General features: G+C 57.2%; 22 protein-coding genes. 4 read left to right on the top strand and 18 right to left on the bottom strand.

Going from position 1 to position 19,701, the window contains the following annotated elements:
• Positions 1 to 32: 32 nt before the first annotated feature.
• The 7 genes from ahcY to KORM41_RS08205 form a co-directional block, all read right to left on the bottom strand.
• Positions 33 to 1,319, bottom strand: a complete 1,287-nt coding sequence (gene ahcY / locus KORM41_RS08235) for an adenosylhomocysteinase (protein WP_068143315.1) — start codon at positions 1,317 to 1,319, stop codon at positions 33 to 35.
• A gap of 123 nt (positions 1,320 to 1,442) precedes the next feature.
• A complete protein-coding gene (locus KORM41_RS08230; protein ID WP_068143314.1) occupies positions 1,443 to 1,724 on the bottom strand; it encodes an HPr family phosphocarrier protein in 282 nt (93 codons plus the stop codon).
• A gap of 90 nt (positions 1,725 to 1,814) precedes the next feature.
• Positions 1,815 to 2,213 (bottom strand): PTS sugar transporter subunit IIA, encoded by a 399-nt coding sequence (locus KORM41_RS08225; protein ID WP_068143312.1) that lies wholly within the window; start codon positions 2,211 to 2,213, stop codon positions 1,815 to 1,817.
• A 48-nt stretch (positions 2,214 to 2,261) separates the two neighbouring features.
• Positions 2,262 to 3,149, bottom strand: a complete 888-nt coding sequence (gene rapZ / locus KORM41_RS08220; protein WP_068143311.1) for an RNase adapter RapZ — start codon at positions 3,147 to 3,149, stop codon at positions 2,262 to 2,264.
• 4 nt (positions 3,150 to 3,153) lie between these two features.
• Positions 3,154 to 3,603 carry an HPr kinase/phosphorylase gene (locus KORM41_RS08215; RefSeq protein ID WP_156431838.1) on the bottom strand — a complete coding sequence of 150 codons (450 nt, stop codon included), beginning with the start codon at positions 3,601 to 3,603 and terminating at the stop codon, positions 3,154 to 3,156.
• Between the two features lie 42 nt (positions 3,604 to 3,645).
• Positions 3,646 to 5,316, bottom strand: coding sequence for a sensor histidine kinase (locus KORM41_RS08210; protein WP_068143307.1), 1,671 nt, complete (start codon positions 5,314 to 5,316; stop codon positions 3,646 to 3,648).
• A gap of 31 nt (positions 5,317 to 5,347) precedes the next feature.
• Positions 5,348 to 6,058 (bottom strand): response regulator transcription factor, encoded by a 711-nt coding sequence (locus KORM41_RS08205; RefSeq protein WP_068143305.1) that lies wholly within the window; start codon positions 6,056 to 6,058, stop codon positions 5,348 to 5,350.
• Between the two features lie 430 nt (positions 6,059 to 6,488).
• On the opposite strand from KORM41_RS08205, the gene KORM41_RS08200 reads away from it, so the two are divergent.
• Positions 6,489 to 8,108 (top strand): phosphoenolpyruvate carboxykinase, encoded by a 1,620-nt coding sequence (locus tag KORM41_RS08200; RefSeq protein ID WP_082719636.1) that lies wholly within the window; start codon positions 6,489 to 6,491, stop codon positions 8,106 to 8,108.
• A gap of 53 nt (positions 8,109 to 8,161) precedes the next feature.
• On the opposite strand, the gene KORM41_RS08195 is transcribed toward KORM41_RS08200, so the two are convergent.
• The 4 genes from KORM41_RS08195 to KORM41_RS08180 all read right to left on the bottom strand — a co-directional run bounded on the left by KORM41_RS08195 (position 8,162) and on the right by KORM41_RS08180 (position 12,765).
• Positions 8,162 to 8,602 carry a tellurite resistance TerB family protein gene (locus tag KORM41_RS08195; RefSeq protein WP_068143302.1) on the bottom strand — a complete coding sequence of 147 codons (441 nt, stop codon included), beginning with the start codon at positions 8,600 to 8,602 and terminating at the stop codon, positions 8,162 to 8,164.
• A gap of 89 nt (positions 8,603 to 8,691) precedes the next feature.
• Positions 8,692 to 9,801: an FG-GAP repeat domain-containing protein gene (locus tag KORM41_RS08190; RefSeq protein ID WP_068143298.1), complete on the bottom strand. Its 1,110-nt coding sequence runs from the start codon at positions 9,799 to 9,801 to the stop codon at positions 8,692 to 8,694.
• A gap of 75 nt (positions 9,802 to 9,876) precedes the next feature.
• Complete coding sequence (locus KORM41_RS08185) at positions 9,877 to 11,925, bottom strand: sensor histidine kinase (RefSeq protein ID WP_231727045.1); 2,049 nt, start codon at positions 11,923 to 11,925, stop codon at positions 9,877 to 9,879.
• A gap of 171 nt (positions 11,926 to 12,096) precedes the next feature.
• Entirely contained in the window at positions 12,097 to 12,765 is a 669-nt protein-coding gene (locus tag KORM41_RS08180) for a DNA-3-methyladenine glycosylase I (RefSeq protein ID WP_068143294.1), read from the bottom strand.
• A gap of 152 nt (positions 12,766 to 12,917) precedes the next feature.
• Here KORM41_RS08180 and KORM41_RS08175 point away from each other — a divergent pair, with 152 nt between their 5' ends.
• Positions 12,918 to 13,325: a VOC family protein gene (locus KORM41_RS08175; RefSeq protein ID WP_068143292.1), complete on the top strand. Its 408-nt coding sequence runs from the start codon at positions 12,918 to 12,920 to the stop codon at positions 13,323 to 13,325.
• Here the strand turns inward: KORM41_RS08175 and KORM41_RS08170 are convergent.
• Together KORM41_RS08170 and KORM41_RS08165 are read right to left on the bottom strand one after the other, a co-directional pair.
• The gene (locus KORM41_RS08170) at positions 13,264 to 14,379 is read right to left on the bottom strand and encodes a serine hydrolase domain-containing protein (protein ID WP_068143290.1); all 1,116 of its coding nucleotides are present in this window, start codon (positions 14,377 to 14,379) and stop codon (positions 13,264 to 13,266) included. The two genes, KORM41_RS08175 and KORM41_RS08170, sit on opposite strands and share 62 nt — an antisense overlap.
• A gap of 160 nt (positions 14,380 to 14,539) precedes the next feature.
• Positions 14,540 to 15,295 (bottom strand): LytR/AlgR family response regulator transcription factor, encoded by a 756-nt coding sequence (locus tag KORM41_RS08165; protein WP_068143288.1) that lies wholly within the window; start codon positions 15,293 to 15,295, stop codon positions 14,540 to 14,542.
• Positions 15,296 to 15,450: 155 nt separating this feature from the next.
• Here KORM41_RS08165 and KORM41_RS22205 point away from each other — a divergent pair, with 155 nt between their 5' ends.
• The gene (locus tag KORM41_RS22205; protein ID WP_068143286.1) at positions 15,451 to 15,966 is read left to right on the top strand and encodes a J domain-containing protein; all 516 of its coding nucleotides are present in this window, start codon (positions 15,451 to 15,453) and stop codon (positions 15,964 to 15,966) included.
• Position 15,967: 1 nt separating this feature from the next.
• Here the strand turns inward: KORM41_RS22205 and KORM41_RS08155 are convergent, their stop codons facing one another.
• On the bottom strand, positions 15,968 to 16,261 hold the full coding sequence (locus KORM41_RS08155; RefSeq protein ID WP_156431837.1) for a hypothetical protein: 294 nt from the start codon (positions 16,259 to 16,261) through the stop codon (positions 15,968 to 15,970).
• A 33-nt stretch (positions 16,262 to 16,294) separates the two neighbouring features.
• Entirely contained in the window at positions 16,295 to 16,765 is a 471-nt protein-coding gene (locus tag KORM41_RS08150) for an Lrp/AsnC family transcriptional regulator (protein ID WP_068143283.1), read from the bottom strand.
• Between the two features lie 143 nt (positions 16,766 to 16,908).
• On the opposite strand from KORM41_RS08150, the gene KORM41_RS08145 reads away from it, so the two are divergent.
• Positions 16,909 to 17,829, top strand: coding sequence for a DMT family transporter (locus KORM41_RS08145; RefSeq protein WP_068143281.1), 921 nt, complete (start codon positions 16,909 to 16,911; stop codon positions 17,827 to 17,829).
• Positions 17,830 to 18,018: 189 nt separating this feature from the next.
• Here KORM41_RS08145 and KORM41_RS08140 read toward each other — a convergent pair whose 3' ends face one another.
• Genes KORM41_RS08140 through KORM41_RS08130 form a run of 3 tightly spaced genes read right to left on the bottom strand, consistent with a single transcriptional unit; the run spans position 18,019 to position 19,697 of the window.
• A complete protein-coding gene (locus tag KORM41_RS08140; RefSeq protein ID WP_231727044.1) occupies positions 18,019 to 18,714 on the bottom strand; it encodes a GNAT family N-acetyltransferase in 696 nt (231 codons plus the stop codon).
• Between the two features lie 4 nt (positions 18,715 to 18,718).
• Positions 18,719 to 19,027 (bottom strand): DUF1272 domain-containing protein, encoded by a 309-nt coding sequence (locus KORM41_RS08135; protein ID WP_068143279.1) that lies wholly within the window; start codon positions 19,025 to 19,027, stop codon positions 18,719 to 18,721.
• Between the two features lie 7 nt (positions 19,028 to 19,034).
• The gene (locus KORM41_RS08130) at positions 19,035 to 19,697 is read right to left on the bottom strand and encodes a pyridoxamine 5'-phosphate oxidase family protein (RefSeq protein ID WP_068143277.1); all 663 of its coding nucleotides are present in this window, start codon (positions 19,695 to 19,697) and stop codon (positions 19,035 to 19,037) included.
• Positions 19,698 to 19,701 lie beyond the last annotated feature (4 nt).

Genomic DNA, 19,701 nt, shown 5'->3' with positions numbered 1-19,701 from the left:
TCGAGACAGGGGGCTACCGCCCCCAATCGCCCCTAGTAACGGTAATGTTCCGGCTTGAACGGGCCTGCAACCTGAATGCCCAGGTATTTGGCCTGGTCTTCACTGAGCTGCGTGAGCTTGGCGCCCAGCTTGCCAAGGTGCAGCGCGGCCACTTTCTCGTCCAGGTGCTTTGGCAGCACATAAACATTGCGGTCGTACTTGGTATGGTTTTCCCAAAGCTCAATCTGCGCCAGCACCTGGTTGGTGAAGGAGGCAGACATCACGAAGCTTGGGTGGCCGGTGGCACAGCCGAGATTCACGAGACGACCTTTAGCGAGCACGATCAGGCGCTTGCCGTCCGGGAACACAACTTCGTCCACCTGCGGCTTCACTTCTTCCCATTTCATGTTGGAAAGCGCTGCGATCTGGATCTCGCTGTCGAAGTGGCCGATGTTGCACACAATCGCGCGGTCTTTCATATCGCGCATGTGGTCAAGCGTGATCACGTCCTTGTTGCCTGTGGCGGTGACAAAGATATCGCCAACCTTCGCGGCATCATCCATTGTCACGACCTCATAGCCTTCCATAGCAGCCTGCAGCGCACAGATCGGATCGATTTCCGTTACCATCACGCGCGCACCCTGACTACGGAGCGATTCGGCTGAGCCCTTGCCCACGTCGCCGTAACCGCACACAACAGCAACCTTGCCTGCGATCATTACGTCGGTGGCGCGTTTCACGCCGTCGACCAGGCTTTCGCGACACCCATAGAGGTTGTCGAACTTGGACTTGGTCACGCTGTCGTTGACGTTGATTGCAGGAACTGCGAGCGTGCCGGCCTTCGCCATTTCATACAAACGCATCACGCCGGTTGTTGTTTCCTCGGAAATGCCCTTCACACCATCCATCAGCTCTGGATAGTCTTCGTGCATGATGACAGTCAGGTCGCCGCCATCGTCCAGAATCATGTTCGGCACCCAGCCGTCAGGGCCTTTGATGGTTTGGTGGATACACCAAACGGCTTCTTCCTCGGTTTCACCTTTCCAGGCGAAGACAGGAATACCGGAAGCTGCCATCGCCGCCGCCGCGTGATCCTGTGTCGAGAAGATGTTGCAGCTGGACCAACGCACTTCAGCGCCAAGCGCCGTCAGTGTTTCAATGAGAACCGCAGTCTGGATGGTCATATGCAAACAGCCGGCAATGCGCGCACCCTTGAGGGGCTGGCTTGCACCGAACTCTTCCCTAAGCGCCATCAGGCCTGGCATCTCGGTTTCTGCGATTTTGATTTCTTTGCGCCCCCAGTCGGCGAGCGAAATATCGGCAACTTTATAGTCGGTCATGAATTTGATCCTGCTTAACTCTAGGGCCCGCGCACTTGCACCAAGGCCAAACTTAATTTGGCCTGCTTATAGCAGGTAGGATCAAAAAGATAAAGATTTCTTTATATAACGAAGATTGGATACTTATTCGTCTTCGCCAAAGCGGTTGGAAACCATGGCGGAAAGGGCTTCCACAGCTGCGAAAGCGTCATCCCCTTCGGCGGAAATTTCAATGGAATCGCCCTTGGCCGCCCCTAGCATCATCAGTCCCATGATGGACGTACCAACCACGCTGACGCCGTCTTTGGATACGGAAACGATAGCGTTATAGCGCCCAGCTTCCGTTGCAAACCGGGCTGATGCTCTTGCATGAAGCCCGCGCGCATTCACGATGTCCACGCGCTTTTTTTCACCAGCTACTGCCATACTCACTTTTGTTTCACTCCCCAACACCAGCGTGATGCGCCCCCGCGCAACGCCGCTTTATTTTCCTATCCAGCCAATTTATCGGCTTTATCAGCCCCCAAGGACCTGACTGGCCACATTGATATATTTAACACCCGCTTCTTTGGCGGCTTCGACTGATTCTTCAAGCGTTGAGCCATGCCGTACGCTTGCCAGCTTGATCAGCATTGGCAAATTAATACCGGCAATCACTTCGGTCTTGCCTTTTTCAAGAAGCGAGATCGCCAGATTCGATGGCGTACCACCGAACATGTCCGTCAGCAGCACAACGCCGCTGCCGCTATCCACTTCCTTGACCGCATCCATGATCTGCTGACGACGGAGTTCCATATCGTCGTCCGGCCCGATGCAAATGGCACGAATCTGCTCCTGGGCGCCTACCACATGCTCTGTCGCGGCAACAAATTCGTCCGCCAACCGTCCGTGGGTCACCAACACCATGCCAATCATTCACACACCCTCTTCTCTAATCCTGGCTCTGTAGCCCGCATCTGCCGATTAAACTTCTTCTCCGGCAATTTCCCTATGGCAAAGATTGACGGCCATGCCGTCCAGCTTCACCCGTGCCGCGATGGTTTCCGCCACTGCTACAGAACGATGTTTGCCACCTGTACAGCCAAATGCAAGCGTGAGATAGGATTTTCCTTCCTGTGCATAGCGCGGCAGCAGGAATTCCAGCAGGTCTTCCACCTTCTCAACGAAGGGTTCAAAGCCTTCGTCCGCCTTGACGAAATTGGCGACATCCTCTTCGCGCCCGGTTCGGGGCTTGAGCTCCGGCACATAATGCGGGTTCCTCAGAAAGCGAACGTCCAGCACCATGTCAGCGTCCCGCGGCACGCCGTGGGCGAACCCAAAGGACATGAAGGTAACAATCAGTTTGGGCAGCGCTTCGGCTGCGAACCGGCTCAGCACCGTTCGGCGGGTTTCGGCCCCTGTTCGCCCCGTTGTATCAATCAAGCCGTCCACATGGGGCCTGATATGTGCCATCATTTCGCGTTCACGCAGGATGGCTTCCCTCAGGACAAGCCCCTTTCCAAGCGGGTGCAGCCGCCGCGTTTCGGAAAAGCGTTTCATCAGTTCATCGTCGGACGCATCCATAAAGAGCACATGCAGCGACACATCTGCGATGTCGCGCAAGTCCGTGATGGTTTGGGCAAACTGTTCGGGCGAAAAATGCAGTGTCCGGCTATCAATCCCCACGGCAAGCGGCGTCATATCCCCCGCGCTGCGGGCTTCGTCCACCAGGCGGCCCAGCATGGTCAGCGGCAGGTTGTCGATCGCCTGATAGCCGATATCTTCGAAGGAATGCAGGGCCGATGATTTCCCGGCGCCGGAAAGCCCCGTAACGATCACAAGCTGTCTTTTATCTGCCGTGGCCTCGGCCATACTGCTATCCCTTTTTATAGTCCTCGACACCCAACCCTAGCTGATCGGGATAATGGATGGCGAGTTCAATTTTCTGCGGCGCGCTAAGGTCAAAGGCATGCAGTCTCACAAGCGGCAATTCCAAGCCTTCTATGGTGATGCTGGCGGGGTCGGGCAGGCGATCTACGGCATCAGCATCCACCAAATCGACCACCAGTTTCACAAGCGCTGTCTTGATCGCCGGCAGGGACATAACACCGATGCCGCGCACCTCGATAAGCCCGTAAATCCTGTCCGGGGCGTATCCCATCAGGCCGCGGGAGCGTTTCTCAAGAACCACCTGGTCGTCGGCCACCAGAACCGCCCCCCGGTCCATCAACCTGAGCGCCAGATCAGACTTGCCTGAGCCGGAAGGACCGCGCAACAGCACACCAACGCCCGCCAGATCCACCAATGTTCCGTGATAGTTGTTCACCCGTCTCAAGCCCTGTGTTCAGTGCATCAAAGCGTCCGCCGATCAGGCGGACATGGGCAACTCTACGATAAAGCGGGCACCCAATATAGTGGCATTCTCGCCAGTATGATTTTCGGTGCGGTTTTCAGCGCGGATCACACCCGAGTGGGCCTCCACCACCTGCCGGGAAATAGCAAGTCCAAGGCCTGAGTGTTTGCCGAAGTCCTCTTTGTCCGGGCGTTCTGAATAAAAGCGGCTGAAGATTTTTTCTTCCGCACCCTCAGGCAGGCCCGGGCCTTCGTCCTCGATCATCACGATCACCCAGCGGTCCTGACGCTCAAGCGTCACCTTCACCTTGGCGCCCTCCGGGCTAAAGCTGATGGCATTATCGATCAGGTTGCGCCACACCTGCCCCAGGCGCGCTTCAACACCGGCAACCATGAAAACATTTGACTCATAGTCGTCATACACCACCTCTACCTCGCCGTTCGTGTGCGCGGTCTTGTAGGATTCCACAAGCACGCCCAACATCACAGCCAGGTCGACAGGTTCGGTCTGGGCACGGGTCAGCTCCGCCTCAAGCCTTGAGGCGTTCGAGATGTCAGTGATTAACCGGTCTATGCGCTTCACGTCATCGCGCAGAATGGCAAACAGCTTGGCCTGCACATCCGGCTTGTCCGTCATCGACAGGGTTTCAAGCGCACTTCGCATGCTTGAGAGCGGGTTTTTGATCTCATGTGCCACATCGGCGGCGAACTGTTCAACCCGGTCAATCTGGTTATAAAGCGCCTGCGTCATATCGGAAAGCGACCTTGAAAGATCGCCGATCTCATCCATCCGCTCGGCGAATTCAGGGATATTTTCCTCGCGTCCGATGGCCTGGCGCACCCGCTCGGCGGACCGCGCCAGCACCCGGATGGGCCGTACCAGCGTGCGCCCCAGGAAAAAGCTCAGCAGCATCGTGAGCACCAGCGCGCCCAGGAAAACACGCACCGTCAGCATCTGCTCCTGCCGCACGATGGCATCGATATCGTCGGTCTGGGATGTCAGGAGCATCACACCAAGGATACGGCGGAAACGCTGTACCGGCACAGCGATATTGACGATATAACGGCCGTCTTCACGCACCCTTATCTGGGTCATGGTCTCGCCCTCAAGCGCGGCCATCACCTCAATGAAATCTTCCCCGCGCATGCCCGGCCGGTCCACGCTTGGCGGCGCCTCAATATCTTCGGTGATGCTATCCAGCAGGCGGTGAACCGCGTCTTCCATCTGATCCAGAAGGCTGACCTGTGCGTCCAGCGCTGGCAGCTCCTCTTCAATCAGGCGCTTATCGCCCGCGAGGAACCGGCTGTCCGCGATCATGCGGCCGTCGGTGGCGAAAAGCCGCGCGCGGTTATCCGTTGGCCCCACGAGCCGGGTCAGGATTTGCCGCGCTGGCGCAAGATCAATATCAACGGCTTCCGGGCCACCGGCGGCCGATTCACCCAGCGCACCGGCAATGATGCGCGCCTGCACCGTGAGTGTATTGACGCGTTCGGCAATCAGATTGTCGCGAAACTGGTTGAGGTAGAGCACGCCACCCACAAGAATGATCAACGCAATAGCGTTGACCACCATGATCCGCACCATCAGGGGCGAAAGCCCGCGCGAATAGTGGCGCGGCCGGGCGGATTGCTTCGCGCGGTCACGGCGGCTTGAGGCGGATTTTCTTTTCTGCTCGGTGTCGGTCATAAACTTGTGCTGATCATGTCATGCACAAAGCTTAGTCGTCACTGTAGCGGTAGCCAACACCATAAAGCGTTTCGATCGCATCAAAATCATCCGCCACGGCACGGAATTTCTTGCGCAGGCGTTTGATGTGGCTGTCGATTGTACGGTCATCCACATAGACATCATCCGAATAGGCGGCGTCCATCAGCTGGTCGCGGCTTTTCACATGCCCTGGGTGCTGCGCCAGTGTCTTGAGGATCAGGAATTCCGTAACCGTGAGCGTCACATCCTTGCCGGCCCAGGTGACGCGGTGACGCATGGGGTCAAGCACAAGGCGACCGCGCTCCATCACTTCTTCGCCGGGTTCGGCTTCAACTTCTTCAGGCTCGCGCTTGTTCATTTCCATGCGCCTGAGCAGCGCCCGGATGCGTTCGATCAGCAAACGCTGGGAGAAAGGCTTGCCGATATAGTCGTCCGCGCCCATCCTGAGGCCCAGAAGTTGGTCGATCTCTTCATCCTTGGAGGTGAGGAAAATCACAGGCATGTCTGTCACTTCGCGAAGCTTCCGCAGAAGCTCCATCCCGTCCATCCGCGGCATCTTGATATCAAGCACTGCCAAGTCGGCAGGATTCTTGGACAAAGCTTCCCACGCTTTCTGGCCGTCAGGGTAGGTGCGCACGCGGAAGCCTTCGGCCTCCAGCGCGATTGTCACAGATGTCAGGATGTTCCGGTCGTCATCAACCAGTGCGATTTGTGCTGTCATAGTGTCCCCTCAAATTCGCCGAGCCTGAAGCCCTGCGACCGCTTTTTTCATTCTGGCTTATATGGGGGAGTTTGGTCCCCGATACAAATCCCTGTCAAGGTTAAGCGTTAGGCCGACTTTAAGTCCAAAAAAAGGCGCAGAATGGACACCGCCGTGGCAATTTATCCGACACACAAGAAAATATCCCGACCGAAGAGTCCAAGTTCTTTTCGGCACTTAGCATTTTGACAGCGCTATCATTTTGATTTCATTCAGAATCAGGTTGATTTTAGGGGGCATATCCGCAAGTTTATCGGCCTTCCCGAGATGGGTCGGGACAAGAACTGACCAGGGCCCGCACGCGCGCGTGGATATTATAAAGAGCCCGGCATAAATTGCTTCGGTGAGCATATTCCCGGAGTGCCCCAATAATCACTTGGAGGACAAGACGTTGCAAGTCTTTGGCGCCTGTCTAAGCACCGTCGGTCTGGATGCACACGGCATCCTTGAAACCGGAAACCAATATTGGAACCTGGGCACTTCAGCCCTGTATGAAGAATCGATTCGCCGCGGCGAAGGCCAGATTGCAAAAGATGGCCCGCTTGTGGTGAAAACCGGGAAACACACCGGTCGTTCCGCGAATGACAAATTCACCGTTCGCGACGAGATGACCGAAGAGACCATCTGGTGGGGTAAAACCAACCGCCCGATGACCCCGGAACAGTTCGACACCCTGCATGATGCGTTCCTTGCCCACATGAAAGGCAAGGATCTTTTCGTTCAGGACCTGTGGGGCGGCTCTGACCCTGAGCACCGTGTTGCTGTTCGCACCATCGGCGAATATGCCTGGCACAGCCTTTTCTGCCGCACCATGCTTGTGCGCCCAAGCGAAGACGAACTCAAAGGCATGGCGCCACAGTTCACCGTGATCAACCTGCCAAGCTTCAAGGCTGATCCGGCCACCATGGGCTGCAACAGCGAAACCGTTATCGCGGTGAACTTCTCGAAAGGCATCGTGCTGATCGGCGGCACCGAATATGCGGGTGAGAACAAGAAGTCTGTCTTCTCCATCCTCAACTACCTGCTGCCTGAGAAGGGCATCATGCCGATGCACTGCTCCGCCAACATCGGCCCAGAGGGCGACGTGGCGATCTTCTTCGGCCTTTCCGGCACCGGCAAGACGACCCTGTCTGCCGACAGCAGCCGCACCCTCATCGGTGATGACGAGCATGGCTGGTCCGACGACAGCGTCTTCAACTTCGAAGGCGGCTGTTACGCCAAGATGATCCGCCTGTCCGAAGAAGCTGAGCCTGAAATTCATGCGACAACGAAGCGGTTCGGCACCATCCTGGAAAACGTGGTGATGTGCGAGCACACTCGTGAGCTGGACCTGGACGATAACACGCTGGCGGAGAACACCCGCGGCGCGTACCCGATCGATTTCATCCCGAACACCAGCGAAGAAAACCGCGGCGGCAAGCCAAAGAACATCATCATGCTGACGGCTGATGCGTTCGGCGTTCTGCCTCCGATCGCGCGCCTGACGCCAGAGCAGGCCATGTACCACTTCCTAAGCGGTTACACCGCGAAGGTTGCTGGCACCGAAATCGGTGTGAAAGAGCCACAGGCGACTTTCTCAACCTGCTTCGGCGCGCCTTTCATGCCGCGTCACCCAAGCGTGTATGGCGATCTTCTCCGTAAGAAAATCGCTGAAGGCAGCGTGAACTGCTGGCTGGTGAACACAGGCTGGACCGGCGGTGTTTACGGCGTCGGCAACCGTATGCCAATCAAGGCCACCCGTGCCCTCCTGCACGCAGCGCTTGACGGCAGCCTCAACAATGCCCCGATGCGCATTGACGAGAACTTCGGCTTCGAAGTTCCTGTTGAAGTGCCGGGCGTTGACGCCAAAATCCTGAACCCGCGCGACACGTGGGAAGACAAAGAGGCCTATGACGCCAAGGCTGAGCATCTGGTAAGCCTCTTTATCAAGAACTTCGAGACGTTCGCGGATCATGTGGACGACAGCGTGCTGGCCGCAAGCCCACGCCAGACGGCAAAAGCCGCTGAGTAAAAGAAGTTTCGAAACCGAAATGAAGAAGCGCGGAGCTCCGGCCCCGCGCTTTTTTATTGTGCTGATTGCACTTCCTGCTTGATGCGGATGCGGTCGTGGGGGGAAACGCCCAGAAGGCCGGAGACTTTCGCCAGCACATTCTCTTCGAAATTATCGATATGCCGGTCGGCGAAAGCCACGCGCCACAAAAGGCGTACAATCTCCTGCCGCTCTTCGTTATCCAGTTCCTTCGCAATCGTACGGGTGAAGGCATAAAGGCAGGTGGCGTCCGACTGGTCACGCTCTGCGCGCGCCAGAAGCTCCGCAGCTTCAAGATTTGTCAGGTCGAAATGCTCTTTCACGCAGGCTTCCAACTGGTCGCGTTCGTCGCTTGTGAATTCGCCGTCTGCTTTCGAGACCTGCACCAGAAGCGCTGCTGTAGCAAGTTCAAGGCCGGAAGCCCCGACCTCATTCTCGCCCTTCAATCCCAGAATTTTGCTGACCTTCTCGAACATGGCTACTCCTTCACTCTGAACCTAGGCACGCTGCCCCAATCTGCCAACGGCGCCTGCGACAGGTCGCCCTCTCTGCGCGACCGGCTGCGTCAATTTCCGTGCTGGTAATGCACCACGGTTTTGTCGCCTGAATTGCCAACAATGATATCAGGCCTGCCATCACCATTTATGTCGGCCACGGCAACAACATAGGTGCGTGGACCATGGGCTTCAATCTCGGCATTCAGCACAAGGCCACCTGCGCCGTCGCCCAGATAGACCTCCGTGGGGCTGCGGTCATTCCCCACGACGACATCCATATGGCCATCGCCGTTCAGATCAACCAGCGCCAGAGAATAGCTTCTGGACGAATTTCCGCTGAAGGATTGGGCAACCTCAAAGTCGCCATTCCCGCGGTTCAGGATCAGCTGGTTCTGGTCAGCAATATTTGCAGTTACAATATCGGGCCTGCCGTCACCGTTCATATCCGCCACGGCCACGCCGCGCGTGTCATCATTGCCCAGCCCAAACGGGATGCTGGTCGTAAAGGCAAGCGTGCTGTCCCCCAGCAGAATCTGATTTTGCTGCCCGTCACGGTTGGCGAGTACCAGATCAGGGTGGCCGTCGCCGTTCATGTCCGCCACGGCTACATCCAGGGTCCTGTCATCCGCCTGGCCAAAAGGCGCAGGAGCCGCGAAGGCGCCACCCCCCTGATTCACATAGATCAGGTTGGTGGTCCCCCGGCATATTTCCAGAATGTCCAGAAGACCGTCGCCATTCAGGTCTGCGATTGTGATGCTGCGGGTGTATGAGGCCGCACTGCCAAACCACGAGGGCGCACCAAATTGTCCTTTGCCGTCATTCCAGTAAATCTGGTTCTCCAACAGGTCGGATGACGCCACAATATCCAGGTCACCATCGCCGTCCATATCCGCAAGCCGCACGCTATAGCTGGTGGTATCCATATCCCCAAGCATACGCCGCGCGGTAAAGTGCCGCCCGCTGTTATAGTAAACATAGCTTGGCTGGGCCCAGTGGCGGCCATTGGCTTCGACAATGTCCATATCGCCGTCGCCGTCCAGATCACCTGCGGCGAGGCCGGCTGTCAGCAGCGTTTCATCATTGATGGGATAGGCCGCGTGGTCACTGAAAAGTGGCGCCGCGTCATCGGCCAGCGCACCACCGGCAACGGTCGCGGCAAGCAAAACTGTTTTGATCATAATCCCCCCTTGAAATGAATTCGCGATAAAGATTAGGGCCCGCGAGAACAAACGCAACCTCCCTTATATCGGCTGTTAGCCAGCCGTCGCCAACTGAGGGTTTTCAGCGAGCCGATCGGGCGGGAAACAGATGGTGATGCGCGTGCCTTCACCAAGCTTGCTGGCGATATCAAATTTGCCGCCATGCTGGCGTACCAGAAGGCCGCTGAGCGGCAGGCCGATGCCCACACCGGCATTCCGGCGGCGGCGTTCGCTGTCCACCTGACCAAAGCGCGACAGCACAAGCGGCAGGTCGGCTTCGGCAATACCGATGCCCGTGTCTGCCACTTCAATATTAAGGCCTGCTTCGTCGGCCCACAGCCTGACATCGATCTTGCCCTTTTCCACATTGAACTTGATGGCGTTGTTGATGAGGTTGATCAGCACCTGCCTGATCTTGCGCTCGTCGCCCAAAAGAAGCGGAAGCTTCTGCTTGCAATCCAGCTTCATGGTCACATCATGCTGTTCAGCAAGCAGGCTGAGGATATTCAGCACCTCGACCGCCAGGGCTGCAACATCCATGGGCTCCGACTTCACCTCGTCCACGCCGGCTTCGATGCGCGCCAGATCAAGCAGGTCATCAACCAGTTCCAGAAGGTGCGTGCCAGAGGCGTGAATATCGCGGGCATAGTCCTTATAAAGCGTGTTCCCCAGCTTGCCCAGGAGCTCACGCGACATCAGTTCCGAAAAGCCGATGATGGCATTCAGGGGCGTGCGAAGTTCATGGCTGAAGGTGGCAAGGAAATGGCTTTTAGCGTTTGAGGCCTGCTCCGCGTCCTTCAGCGCCACATCAAGCGCGAGCGCCCTGTTCTGAAGGTCGCGGTTGGTGTCTTCAAGGCTGGCCATCAGGATGTCGCGTTCCTGCTCCACCCGCCGGGCCTGAATGACAAACGCATGGGCGTGCATCATGATCACGGCGAAGATGATGAACTGCGACCATTCAAGAGACGAGGCCACAACCCCGGTCACGGACAGGATTTCATAGCCGCCGTAGATCAAGCCACCAAGGCTGACCGAGATCGCTTCCCGGCGCACTTCCGGGGTCTTGATGCTGGCGTGAAACACCGAATAGATCACCATGCAGATGATGGTCATCCACAGTATCTGAACAGGTTCGCGTGTTAGCGTGATGGTGCCTGGCGCCATGAAGGGTGTCACCAACAAGGCGAAGGCCATCATGGCGCAGGAAATGGCGATGATCACCTTGTCAACCAGAAGCCGCCTGCCCTGCCGCAGGAGGTCTGTGACGAAAAGATAGTAGGCAAACGCAATGAAATAGAGCGACAGATACTCAAGGTCATATTTCCGGGCGAGGCTGAAGGAAGGGAGATAATCCCATATCAGGTCGCTGACGAACGCCGCCCGAACGGCAGCCGCAATGGCCAGCAGAGCGAAAAAATTATGCGAGCGCGCGGTACGACGACGGTACCCCATGACAATCGCCGCAATACCAACGAACAGAAGAACAATCACAAGAGCGCTTGGCAGGCCCGTGGCGCGATTTTCCATCGCCGCCATGCGCCACCTGAGGTCCAGAAGCGGCACCTCAATCATGCCGCCCTGCTTGTGGATATAGTTTGAAAGCTGGATCACGAGCGTGAATTTATCGGTGTCGTACGGCAGAGCGATCATGGGCGTGGCCGGGTTCGCCACCACCTGGTCGCCCTCTGGTTCCAGCTCGCCGTTCTTGAACAGAAGCCATGTCTGGGGTGAGCCGTCCGCATTCTGCCCCACTGCGTAAATATGGGAAACAGACCTCAGCGTCCCCATCCAGAAAGCATATGCATTGTCATCCTGGGGCAGTGTGATTTCCCGGCAATAGGTGGCTTTGCCGTGCCCTGTGGAAAGACTGGTTGTGAAAGCCGGCCCCCAGACATCAGGCGCGCTGACCGCCTCGCCCCCTTCCTGACCGCACGCGGTAGCGGCAAGGCTTGTCGGATCAACGATTTGATCGCGATAGACAAACCAGCCGTCTTTCAGCTGCATTGGTTCGTTATTTTCAAAAGACGTGGCTGGCGAAGCGGCCACATAGCTCACCGGCGCGATAAGCAGGAGCGCAAAAAGCGCTCCCAGCCAAACACGCAAGGCTGCCGTACCTATTTCAGGTTTGCCAGAATGCATCCACACACCTTTCGGCACGCCAGGGTGGCCACCAAACCAGACGGTGGCTGTCCCGTCACGCCCGGGTCAACTGGCCCCCAACCGCATCAGTCTGCAACAGCAAGGCGCCCGGAAGCAAGAAGTTGAGTCCGTGCCTTAGCCGACCGTGTAGGAAAGCGTGCGGGAAATATGCGCGAACGGGCGACCGCTCTCCTCCGCCCAGGCGTTAAAGGCCGCCTGCACGGCCCGCATGGCGCCCTTGCCGGTCGGGGCCTTATCGACCACACCTTCCCGAATCAGTGCCGCCACCACGTCTTTAGATAACGCCCAGCCGTCACGCCCCAAAAAGCGCAGGAATATCTGGCCAGTCATACCGCCCAAACGACCACCGCGTGCCTTGAGCATATCCAGCAGGCCGACAAAATCCTCCGCCGGCCAATCGGCGATGCATTTGGCGGCGGAGCCATATTCGTCCTCAAGGTCACACACCAGAATGGCATTGTCTCGCACCGCCAGAATCTTCGGCCCGTTCCGCACGATCCTTGTATCTTTCAACAGGCTATCCAGATCGTCATCGGACATGAATTTCCAGCGCACCGGTACAAAGCCTTCGAAGGCTTCTTCGAACCCCGGCCATTTCTTTTCAATCACTTTCCAACTGAACCCGGCCTGGAACACAGACCTTGTCATGCCCGCCAGAATACGGTCGCTGGGGATGGCGCTGATTTCCGCAGCGGTCTTGATGTCGGGCAGCATGCCTTCCACCACTTCAGCGCCGCCTTTTCTTTCAGCCGCCATCTCGAATATTTCTGCGAAAGTACGCATGGATAACCCCCGTGATCAGTTTGCCTAGAAGGTATAGACCCACCATCATTGCGTCCAGCGCCCTGCTGTTCAAAATTTCGCTATCCGCGCTCTTGAATCAGCAAAAGCATTTCCCATTTTATAAAAGATATACTTTAGAAAAGGGCAGCGATATGGACCTCAACCAAGTCACCCTGGGCGCGATAGATCTCGATGCAAGCATCTCCTTTTATAAAACGCTGGGCCTGCGCCTGATCGTGTTCAGCGAAAATCACTATGCCCGGTTTGAGCTGCCGTCTGGAAACGCCACCTTATCCCTGCACAAGGTAGAAGGCCCCTCCACCAACACGGGGTCAGGCCTGATCTATTTCGAAGTTCCAGATGTGGACGCCGAGGTAACGCGCCTTGAGACAGCTGGCATTGCCTTTGACGCCCAACCGGTGGACCAGCGCTGGCTGTGGCGTGAAGCCTATCTTTCGGACCCTTCGGGCAACCGGCTATGCCTTTATCACGCCGGTGTCAACCGCCGCTACCCGCCTTGGCGTGTGTCTGAGCCAAATAGTCAAGCACCAGATAACTGATCTCATGCGGTAGCGTATCAGCGCGCGCCCCACTCATATTCGAAAGCGCCACCACGGCCAATTTTTCCTCAGGCAGATAAAGAAGCCAGCTTGAGCCCCCGCCTTCATGCCCGACAACAAAGCGCCCGTCTTTGCGGCGCTTGTAGCTGAACCAGCCAAGGCCGTAGAACCTGCTACCAACGCTTTCGAAGTCATAGGCTCGCCACATCTCATCGCGAAGGTTCGGGCTCAGCAGACTGCCGTCCGCGAGGGCCGTCAGGAACTTGACCGAATCCGCCACAGAGACATTCGCGCCAGCTGCCGTAAAATCATCCCCAGCAAAATCGCTATGATGATACGCAAGAGCGCCGTCCTTCCAGACATATATCAGCGGGAAGCGACCGGGGACGATCACATCACTACCGCCATAGGCTGCACTTGCCATGCCGACCGGGACGAAGATGCGCTCGCGCACTACTTGCTGGTAGGGCTTTCCTTCGATTTGCTCGATGATCTGCTGCAGCATTACATAGCCGACAAGGCTGTACGAAAAGGTCTCGCCGGGGCTCGTGTTCAGGGGCTGATTGAGCGACCAGCGAATGCGGTCGTCGGTCGTCATGGCCGCGCGCTCCTCTTCCGGCAGGGCCTTGAAGCGTTCGCTATGATAATAGTCTTCCATCCCGTGACTGTGGCTTAGAAGATGTCTGGGCGTGATGGCTGCCTTGTCTGCCGGCACATCCGGGAACCAGCCACTGATCCGCGCGTCCAGGTCAAGCTTGCCATCCTGAACCAGAAGCATTGCCGTAGTACCCGCAAATATCTTGGAAACAGACGCGATGGGCAGCACGCTGTCGGTGGTCATTGGCACCTGCCGCTCCACGCTTTCCACCCCAAAACCCTTGTCGAAAAGCAGCTTACCATCGTGCACAACGCGGATTGCGAGGCCCGGGATATGTTTTTCAGCCATGGTTCGGGCCGCCAATGCATCGATTGATGCCTCCAGCGTATCGTCCGCAGCCTGCGCGGCCAAGGGCATAAGAGCGGCAAAAGCCACCGCAAATAACTTTAATTTCATGTCTAATCTCCTGCTGTCGTAGCCCGCAAAGCTCTACAGGCGCGCCGGACCTTGCCTGACGGTGCCGGGCGTGCGCCCCCCAGACAAGCAAACTGCGACGGACGAACCATTGGAGCGATAAACAGCCCGATTTTGAGACGAACAGGAGACGAACGGGACATTAAGCTCCGAGGAAGGCTTCTTTCACCTTTTCTGAATAACTGCGTCCCGTGTCTATGCGGGCTCCGTCACGCAGCTGCAGCAGGTAAGCGCCCTTGCTTTTGCCCTCCACGGTCGCGACAGCAGCCTTTGCCACAATATAGGAGCGGTGCACCCGCAGGAACTGGTCCATCGGCAAGGCCTTTTCCATTGCCGTCATGGTCGTACGCTTGAGATAGCTCTCCCCCGCCGCGTGAATTTCGGCATAGTCGCCCGCGGCCTCCACCCAGTCGATCTCCGCAACATCCAGTGTCCGGGCGGTCGTGCCCTTCTGAACCATAATGGTTTGGGGGGCTTCCGTATGCGTGGGCTGGCCAGATGATTGCTTCTCAAGGGTTTCGTGAAAGAAGCACCAGAGCGCAAGCACCATGGCATAATTAAGCGACCCGGCGGTCAGAATGCGGAAATCCATTTCCGCAAAAACGCCGTCAAGCTGCAGAAAGGTTACTGGGTTGATCACCAGCACCGTCGCAAGGCTGGCGCCATAGCAGGCCGCGCCAACAACAAAAACACGCTTTGCCACTTCCCACCTGCGGGTGTGCGCCAACAGCAGCATCAACGGCCAGGCCAGCAAAAGCCCGACGGCAGTCAGATACAGGTTGCGCACCATGGACACATAGGCACCGCCCTGTGTCCACCCGGATAGGAACAGCAGCACCCCTGCCAGAGCCCAGAACCCCAAATGAAAAAGCCAGAACCGACGGGCCAGTTGCGTCATATGTATCCCTTCAGGTCAACCTTATGCACCATAATGCAAATAGCGGCCTACCCCGCAAGAAAGGTTTGCATTGATGGGCTGCTTATATAAAGTGCGGCACCGTAAAAATGTGACTGGGACAAGACAAAGCGGCCAATCTGGCCTAAAATAATCTGATGGCGAACGACTATATAAAAAGCTTTGGGTTCCCCCGCTGGGGTGAGTACGGCCGCGACAAGGACGCGGAGCCCGTTCGCATGTGCGATTATTCCGGCTGCAGCGAAAAAGGCGCACATCCGGCACCCAAATCACCGGGTTCGTCTGAGCGCTGGTATTTCTGCCGCCCGCACGCCGCCGAATATAACCGCAACTGGGATTTCTTCCAGGGCATGAGCGACGAAGAAGCGCAGCGCCATATGAACGATGGCAGCGAAACGTCTGACGCCTTCGCCAGCGCCCGCACCTTCGAATGGGGTGGCGCGATGGATGATGACGGCTTTACGTCGACGGAAAACGCCGCCTATGACGCGCTGGAGCTGGACCCGGGTGCGGGCCAGGATGAACTGAAGAAGCAGTATCGCAAGCTGGCAAAAATCTATCACCCCGACGCCAACCCGGGCGACCCCGCAGCGGCGGAACGCTTCCACCAGATCCAGAGCGCCTACGACCTGCTGCGCGACAAGAGCGCCTGATTCAGTAGATGGTGGAAAGTACTAGGTAGACTAGAACAGCCCCCAGAATATACGCCCCCCAGACCCAGACTACCGCATAGCCAAACTGGCCACCGGCTTTGACTTTGAATTCATCACCCGTTCTTGCAGCCCTTCCACTAATTGTTTTTTCAACCTCGGATGCTGCTTCTTCCGAACCATATTCCCGCCCGCACGACGAGCAGGAAACGGCCATAAATTTGTTTGATTTGAAGTCATACCCAGGCTTTACAAAAGCCCTGCACTCCATATTTTGACATAGAAATCCACCCGACACGTTTGCCCCCAATAATTATTGTCGCTGGCACATTTATACACCATCAAGTGGAATCTTGAAGCCTTCCTTGAAGGTATCGATGGCGACGATGGTTTCAAACCTTCCGATAGACGGGTTGGTGAACAGATACTCGCGGGTGATGCGGTCGAAATCCTTCATATCCTTCACCGTCATGATCAGGATGAAATCGGTCTGCCCGGTGACATAATAGCACTGCTGCACTTCAGGCACCTGAAGCATCTGCTGCTTGAACGTCTCGATCGTCGCCTCCCCGCCACAGGAAAAGGCCACCTGCACAATCAGCGTTGTTCGCCCCCCGAGTGATTTAGGGCACAGGATGGCGACTTCCTTTTTGATCGTACCGTCCTCGCGCAGCTTCTTGATGCGGCGCTGCGTGGCAGCAGGCGACAGGCCGACCTTGTCGGCGATCACTTCGGATGTCTGCCGGCTGTTGTCCTGAAGTTCATTGAGTATCTTGACGTCAAAACCATCTAAATCAGACATATGCGTATTTTTTCCGCGCCCTTAAGTAAAATTATGATGAACTTTATCATCAAAATGCGAATTTTGCGAAGATTAAACGCGCCGCTCACGCCATATTATTCAAAATAAGAAAACCACAGCAAGATGGACAGCAGGATAGAAATATGACCGACAATGTTCAGCCCACACCCGCGCTTGGCGCCATGCCGGTGCCGGCGGTTCCCGTCGTCGGCCTTGTATGTGGCCTGTCAGCAGCCTTCATCTGGGGCACATGGCCGGTCGTGACCTCCATCGGGGTCAATGCCGATGCCCTCACGCCTTTCCAGATTGTGCTTTTGCGCTTTGCTGTGGCGGGGCCTTTGCTTTTGCCCTTTGCCTTCCGCGGCAGGCCCGGCCTCAAGGAATGGGGGCAGGCCTTCGTGATGATGCTGGGGGCGGGCTTCACCTATAGCCTGGTGGTTTCAAGCGCTTTTGAGCATGCACCCGCTGGCCATGGCGGCGTGATCATTCCCGGCACCATGCTGGTAACAAGCCTTATACTGGCGCACATCTGGTTTGGGGAGAAAATCACCCGCACGCGGGCACTGGGCGCTGGGGCCATTCTTATCGGCCTGATCTGCCTTGCATCTGGCGGCATGACGCCGTCGCTGAAGGGTGATCTGTTGTTCATGGCAGGCGGCCTTTTGTGGGCAGGCTATACTTTCTTCGTGCGCCAGTGGCCAACGGACGGCCTTGTCATTGCGGCACGCGTGTCCTTTCTGTCACTCCTCCTGGTGGCGATCGGCTGCGTGTTCGGCTTTGCCGAAGGCATCACCAGCGTCTCGCCTGCAACGCTTCTTACCCAAGGCCTCTGGCAGGGAGTTGTCTCCGCCATTCTGGCGCTGGTGCTGTTCAACAAGGCCGTTGGTTATCTGGGGACCAGCCGGGCCGCAACCCTGAATGCCCTGATCCCTGTGGTGGCGGTGATCCTGTCGTTCCTTGTGCTCGGCGAAGAACCAACGCTGGTCGAACTTCTGGGGCTTGTGGCCATCATCGGCGGCATCGGCATCGCCATGGGGGTGCGCCTTCGCAAAGGAAAAATTTGATGAGCCACCGTGGGCGCGCTTTTGTCAAAGAGTAAACTCGTTCCCGACCGCACCCAATAGCGCAACCGACTGGACACTCGAACAACAAAAATAACAGAACCCCTCCTGAGAAAGCTGAACCTCCCATTCAGGCTTGCCTCAGGCCCTCATTCCCGAGCGTGGCACCTGCCCTGCTCGGGTTTCTTTTTTTCAGAGCGCTGCGCGGTAGCTTTCAAGTGAAGCTTTCTGAACGCCGTCAGAACCGAAATTTTCCGGCGCAAGCCAGGTCCGGAAGGCTGCCCTCAGGGCAGGCCATTCACTGTCCAGCATGGAATACCAGGCACTGTCGCGGTTACGGCCCTTGACCACCATGTCCTGCCGGAAGGTGCCTTCACAAGTGAAGCCGAAGCGCACGGCCGCGCGCATGCTGGCGGCGTTGCCGTCATCGCATTTCCATTCGAACCGGCGATAGGCCAGGTCGTCGAACACATGGGCGGCCATCAGGAAAATGGCTTCGGTGGCGACGCGCGTGCGTTTGAGGCGCTCGCCAAAGGCCACGCAGCCTACCTCGCAACTGCCGAAGGCCTCGCGGAGACGCATATAGCTGGCCATGCCCAACACGTCGCCACACTGTGCGTCGCGGATCACCATGGTGCGCCAACCACCCTGCTGGCGGATGGCTTCAAATGTTTCCTGAAAGGCTGAAGCGCCGTCCTCGAACGGGCCAACGGGCATATAGTCCCATATCGACCGGTTCTCCTCACCAGCGATAGCCCCGTAAAGGCCGTCTCTGTGCTGGTCCCAGTCAAGGGGCTCAAGCACGGCATACCGGCCCTTGAGAACCGCACCGCCCGGTGTTTTACATCCGCCCCAATTCTTCAGGCTTGCTTTTGTCATGCCGTCCATGGCGCTACCTCTTTTGGGGTGGGATTGTTTTGATCGTTTGCGCAAAAGCCTTGTGGGCATGCTTGTCCACCGGCTTTAAAACCCTTTTCTCGCTCGGCTTCTGATGCGCGCACGACACACCTGTTCGCCATTCTGTGGCTGGGCGAACAGGGCGCGACACAAAGCCGCCGCCACAATTGGGACACACATTTTCAAGCACGCTTTCCACGCAGTCAGCGCAGAAGGTGCATTCATACGAGCAGATCATGGCGTCAGTCGCATCTGGCGCCAGATGCTTGTCGCAATGCTCGCAGTTGGGTCTGATATCCAGCATGGCGCACCTACCTGTTGTTCCAGTCGTACCCCGGCATCAAGGGGTGATTAAGCGCTGCCCGCACGCCCTCATGCACGCCCACTGGGCCACGCTGCTGGGTCGTGAGCGGAATATGCCCGGCCCAAACCGGCCAGTCGACATCTTCCGTGTCACCGTCACCGGGGCCGCCATCGCGCACCTTTGCCGCTGCGTCCTCTATTTCCATCACCACAAGGCCCGTGGCCTTGCGCTCCTGATCCGTGACCGGTCGAAGCTGCGGCCAGCGGCCCGGTGCAAGCTGTTCGAAAAACAGCTCCATCTGGCGGTCGAACTCTGCCGTGTCCGTCACCAGTTCGGGACGGCCATAGCAGACCACCGAGCGGTAATTGGCGCTGGTATTGAAGGCCGAGCGCGCCAGCACAAGCCCATCCAGATGGGTGACGCTCACACACACATCTTTGCCGCTTGTGACCTCAACGATCATCCGGCTTTTAGATGCCCCATGCCAATAAAGCCGGTTGCCTTCCCGCCAGTAGCTGGTGGGAATGATCTGCGGCTGGCCACCGACCTCATAGGCCACATGGCAAAGAAAGTGACTGTCGAGGATGCCATATATGGTTTCTTCATCATACCGGGCGCGCTTGTGACCGCGCTTTACCCTGTTTCGCTCGTTTATCGTGAACTCGGCCATTTCT

The sequence above is a fragment of the Kordiimonas lipolytica genome (assembly GCF_001550065.1).
Note: the sequence above shows the minus strand (reverse complement) of the source record. Positions and strands in the feature narration are given on the sequence as shown.

Coding starts and splice junctions, on each gene's coding strand:
- ahcY (WP_068143315.1), bottom strand. CDS start 1,319: ATGACCGACTATAAAGTTGCCGATATTTCGCTCGCCGACTGGGGGCGC.
- KORM41_RS08230 (WP_068143314.1), bottom strand. CDS start 1,724: ATGGCAGTAGCTGGTGAAAAAAAGCGCGTGGACATCGTGAATGCGCGC.
- KORM41_RS08225 (WP_068143312.1), bottom strand. CDS start 2,213: ATGATTGGCATGGTGTTGGTGACCCACGGACGGTTGGCGGACGAATTT.
- rapZ (WP_068143311.1), bottom strand. CDS start 3,149: ATGGCCGAGGCCACGGCAGATAAAAGACAGCTTGTGATCGTTACGGGG.
- KORM41_RS08210 (WP_068143307.1), bottom strand. CDS start 5,316: ATGACCGACACCGAGCAGAAAAGAAAATCCGCCTCAAGCCGCCGTGAC.
- KORM41_RS08205 (WP_068143305.1), bottom strand. CDS start 6,058: ATGACAGCACAAATCGCACTGGTTGATGACGACCGGAACATCCTGACA.
- KORM41_RS08195 (WP_068143302.1), bottom strand. CDS start 8,602: ATGTTCGAGAAGGTCAGCAAAATTCTGGGATTGAAGGGCGAGAATGAG.
- KORM41_RS08190 (WP_068143298.1), bottom strand. CDS start 9,801: ATGATCAAAACAGTTTTGCTTGCCGCGACCGTTGCCGGTGGTGCGCTG.
- KORM41_RS08180 (WP_068143294.1), bottom strand. CDS start 12,765: ATGCGTACTTTCGCAGAAATATTCGAGATGGCGGCTGAAAGAAAAGGC.
- KORM41_RS08175 (WP_068143292.1), top strand. CDS start 12,918: ATGGACCTCAACCAAGTCACCCTGGGCGCGATAGATCTCGATGCAAGC.
- KORM41_RS08170 (WP_068143290.1), bottom strand. CDS start 14,379: ATGAAATTAAAGTTATTTGCGGTGGCTTTTGCCGCTCTTATGCCCTTG.
- KORM41_RS08165 (WP_068143288.1), bottom strand. CDS start 15,295: ATGACGCAACTGGCCCGTCGGTTCTGGCTTTTTCATTTGGGGTTCTGG.
- KORM41_RS22205 (WP_068143286.1), top strand. CDS start 15,451: ATGGCGAACGACTATATAAAAAGCTTTGGGTTCCCCCGCTGGGGTGAG.
- KORM41_RS08150 (WP_068143283.1), bottom strand. CDS start 16,765: ATGTCTGATTTAGATGGTTTTGACGTCAAGATACTCAATGAACTTCAG.
- KORM41_RS08145 (WP_068143281.1), top strand. CDS start 16,909: ATGACCGACAATGTTCAGCCCACACCCGCGCTTGGCGCCATGCCGGTG.
- KORM41_RS08140 (WP_231727044.1), bottom strand. CDS start 18,714: ATGGACGGCATGACAAAAGCAAGCCTGAAGAATTGGGGCGGATGTAAA.
- KORM41_RS08135 (WP_068143279.1), bottom strand. CDS start 19,027: ATGCTGGATATCAGACCCAACTGCGAGCATTGCGACAAGCATCTGGCG.
- KORM41_RS08130 (WP_068143277.1), bottom strand. CDS start 19,697: ATGGCCGAGTTCACGATAAACGAGCGAAACAGGGTAAAGCGCGGTCAC.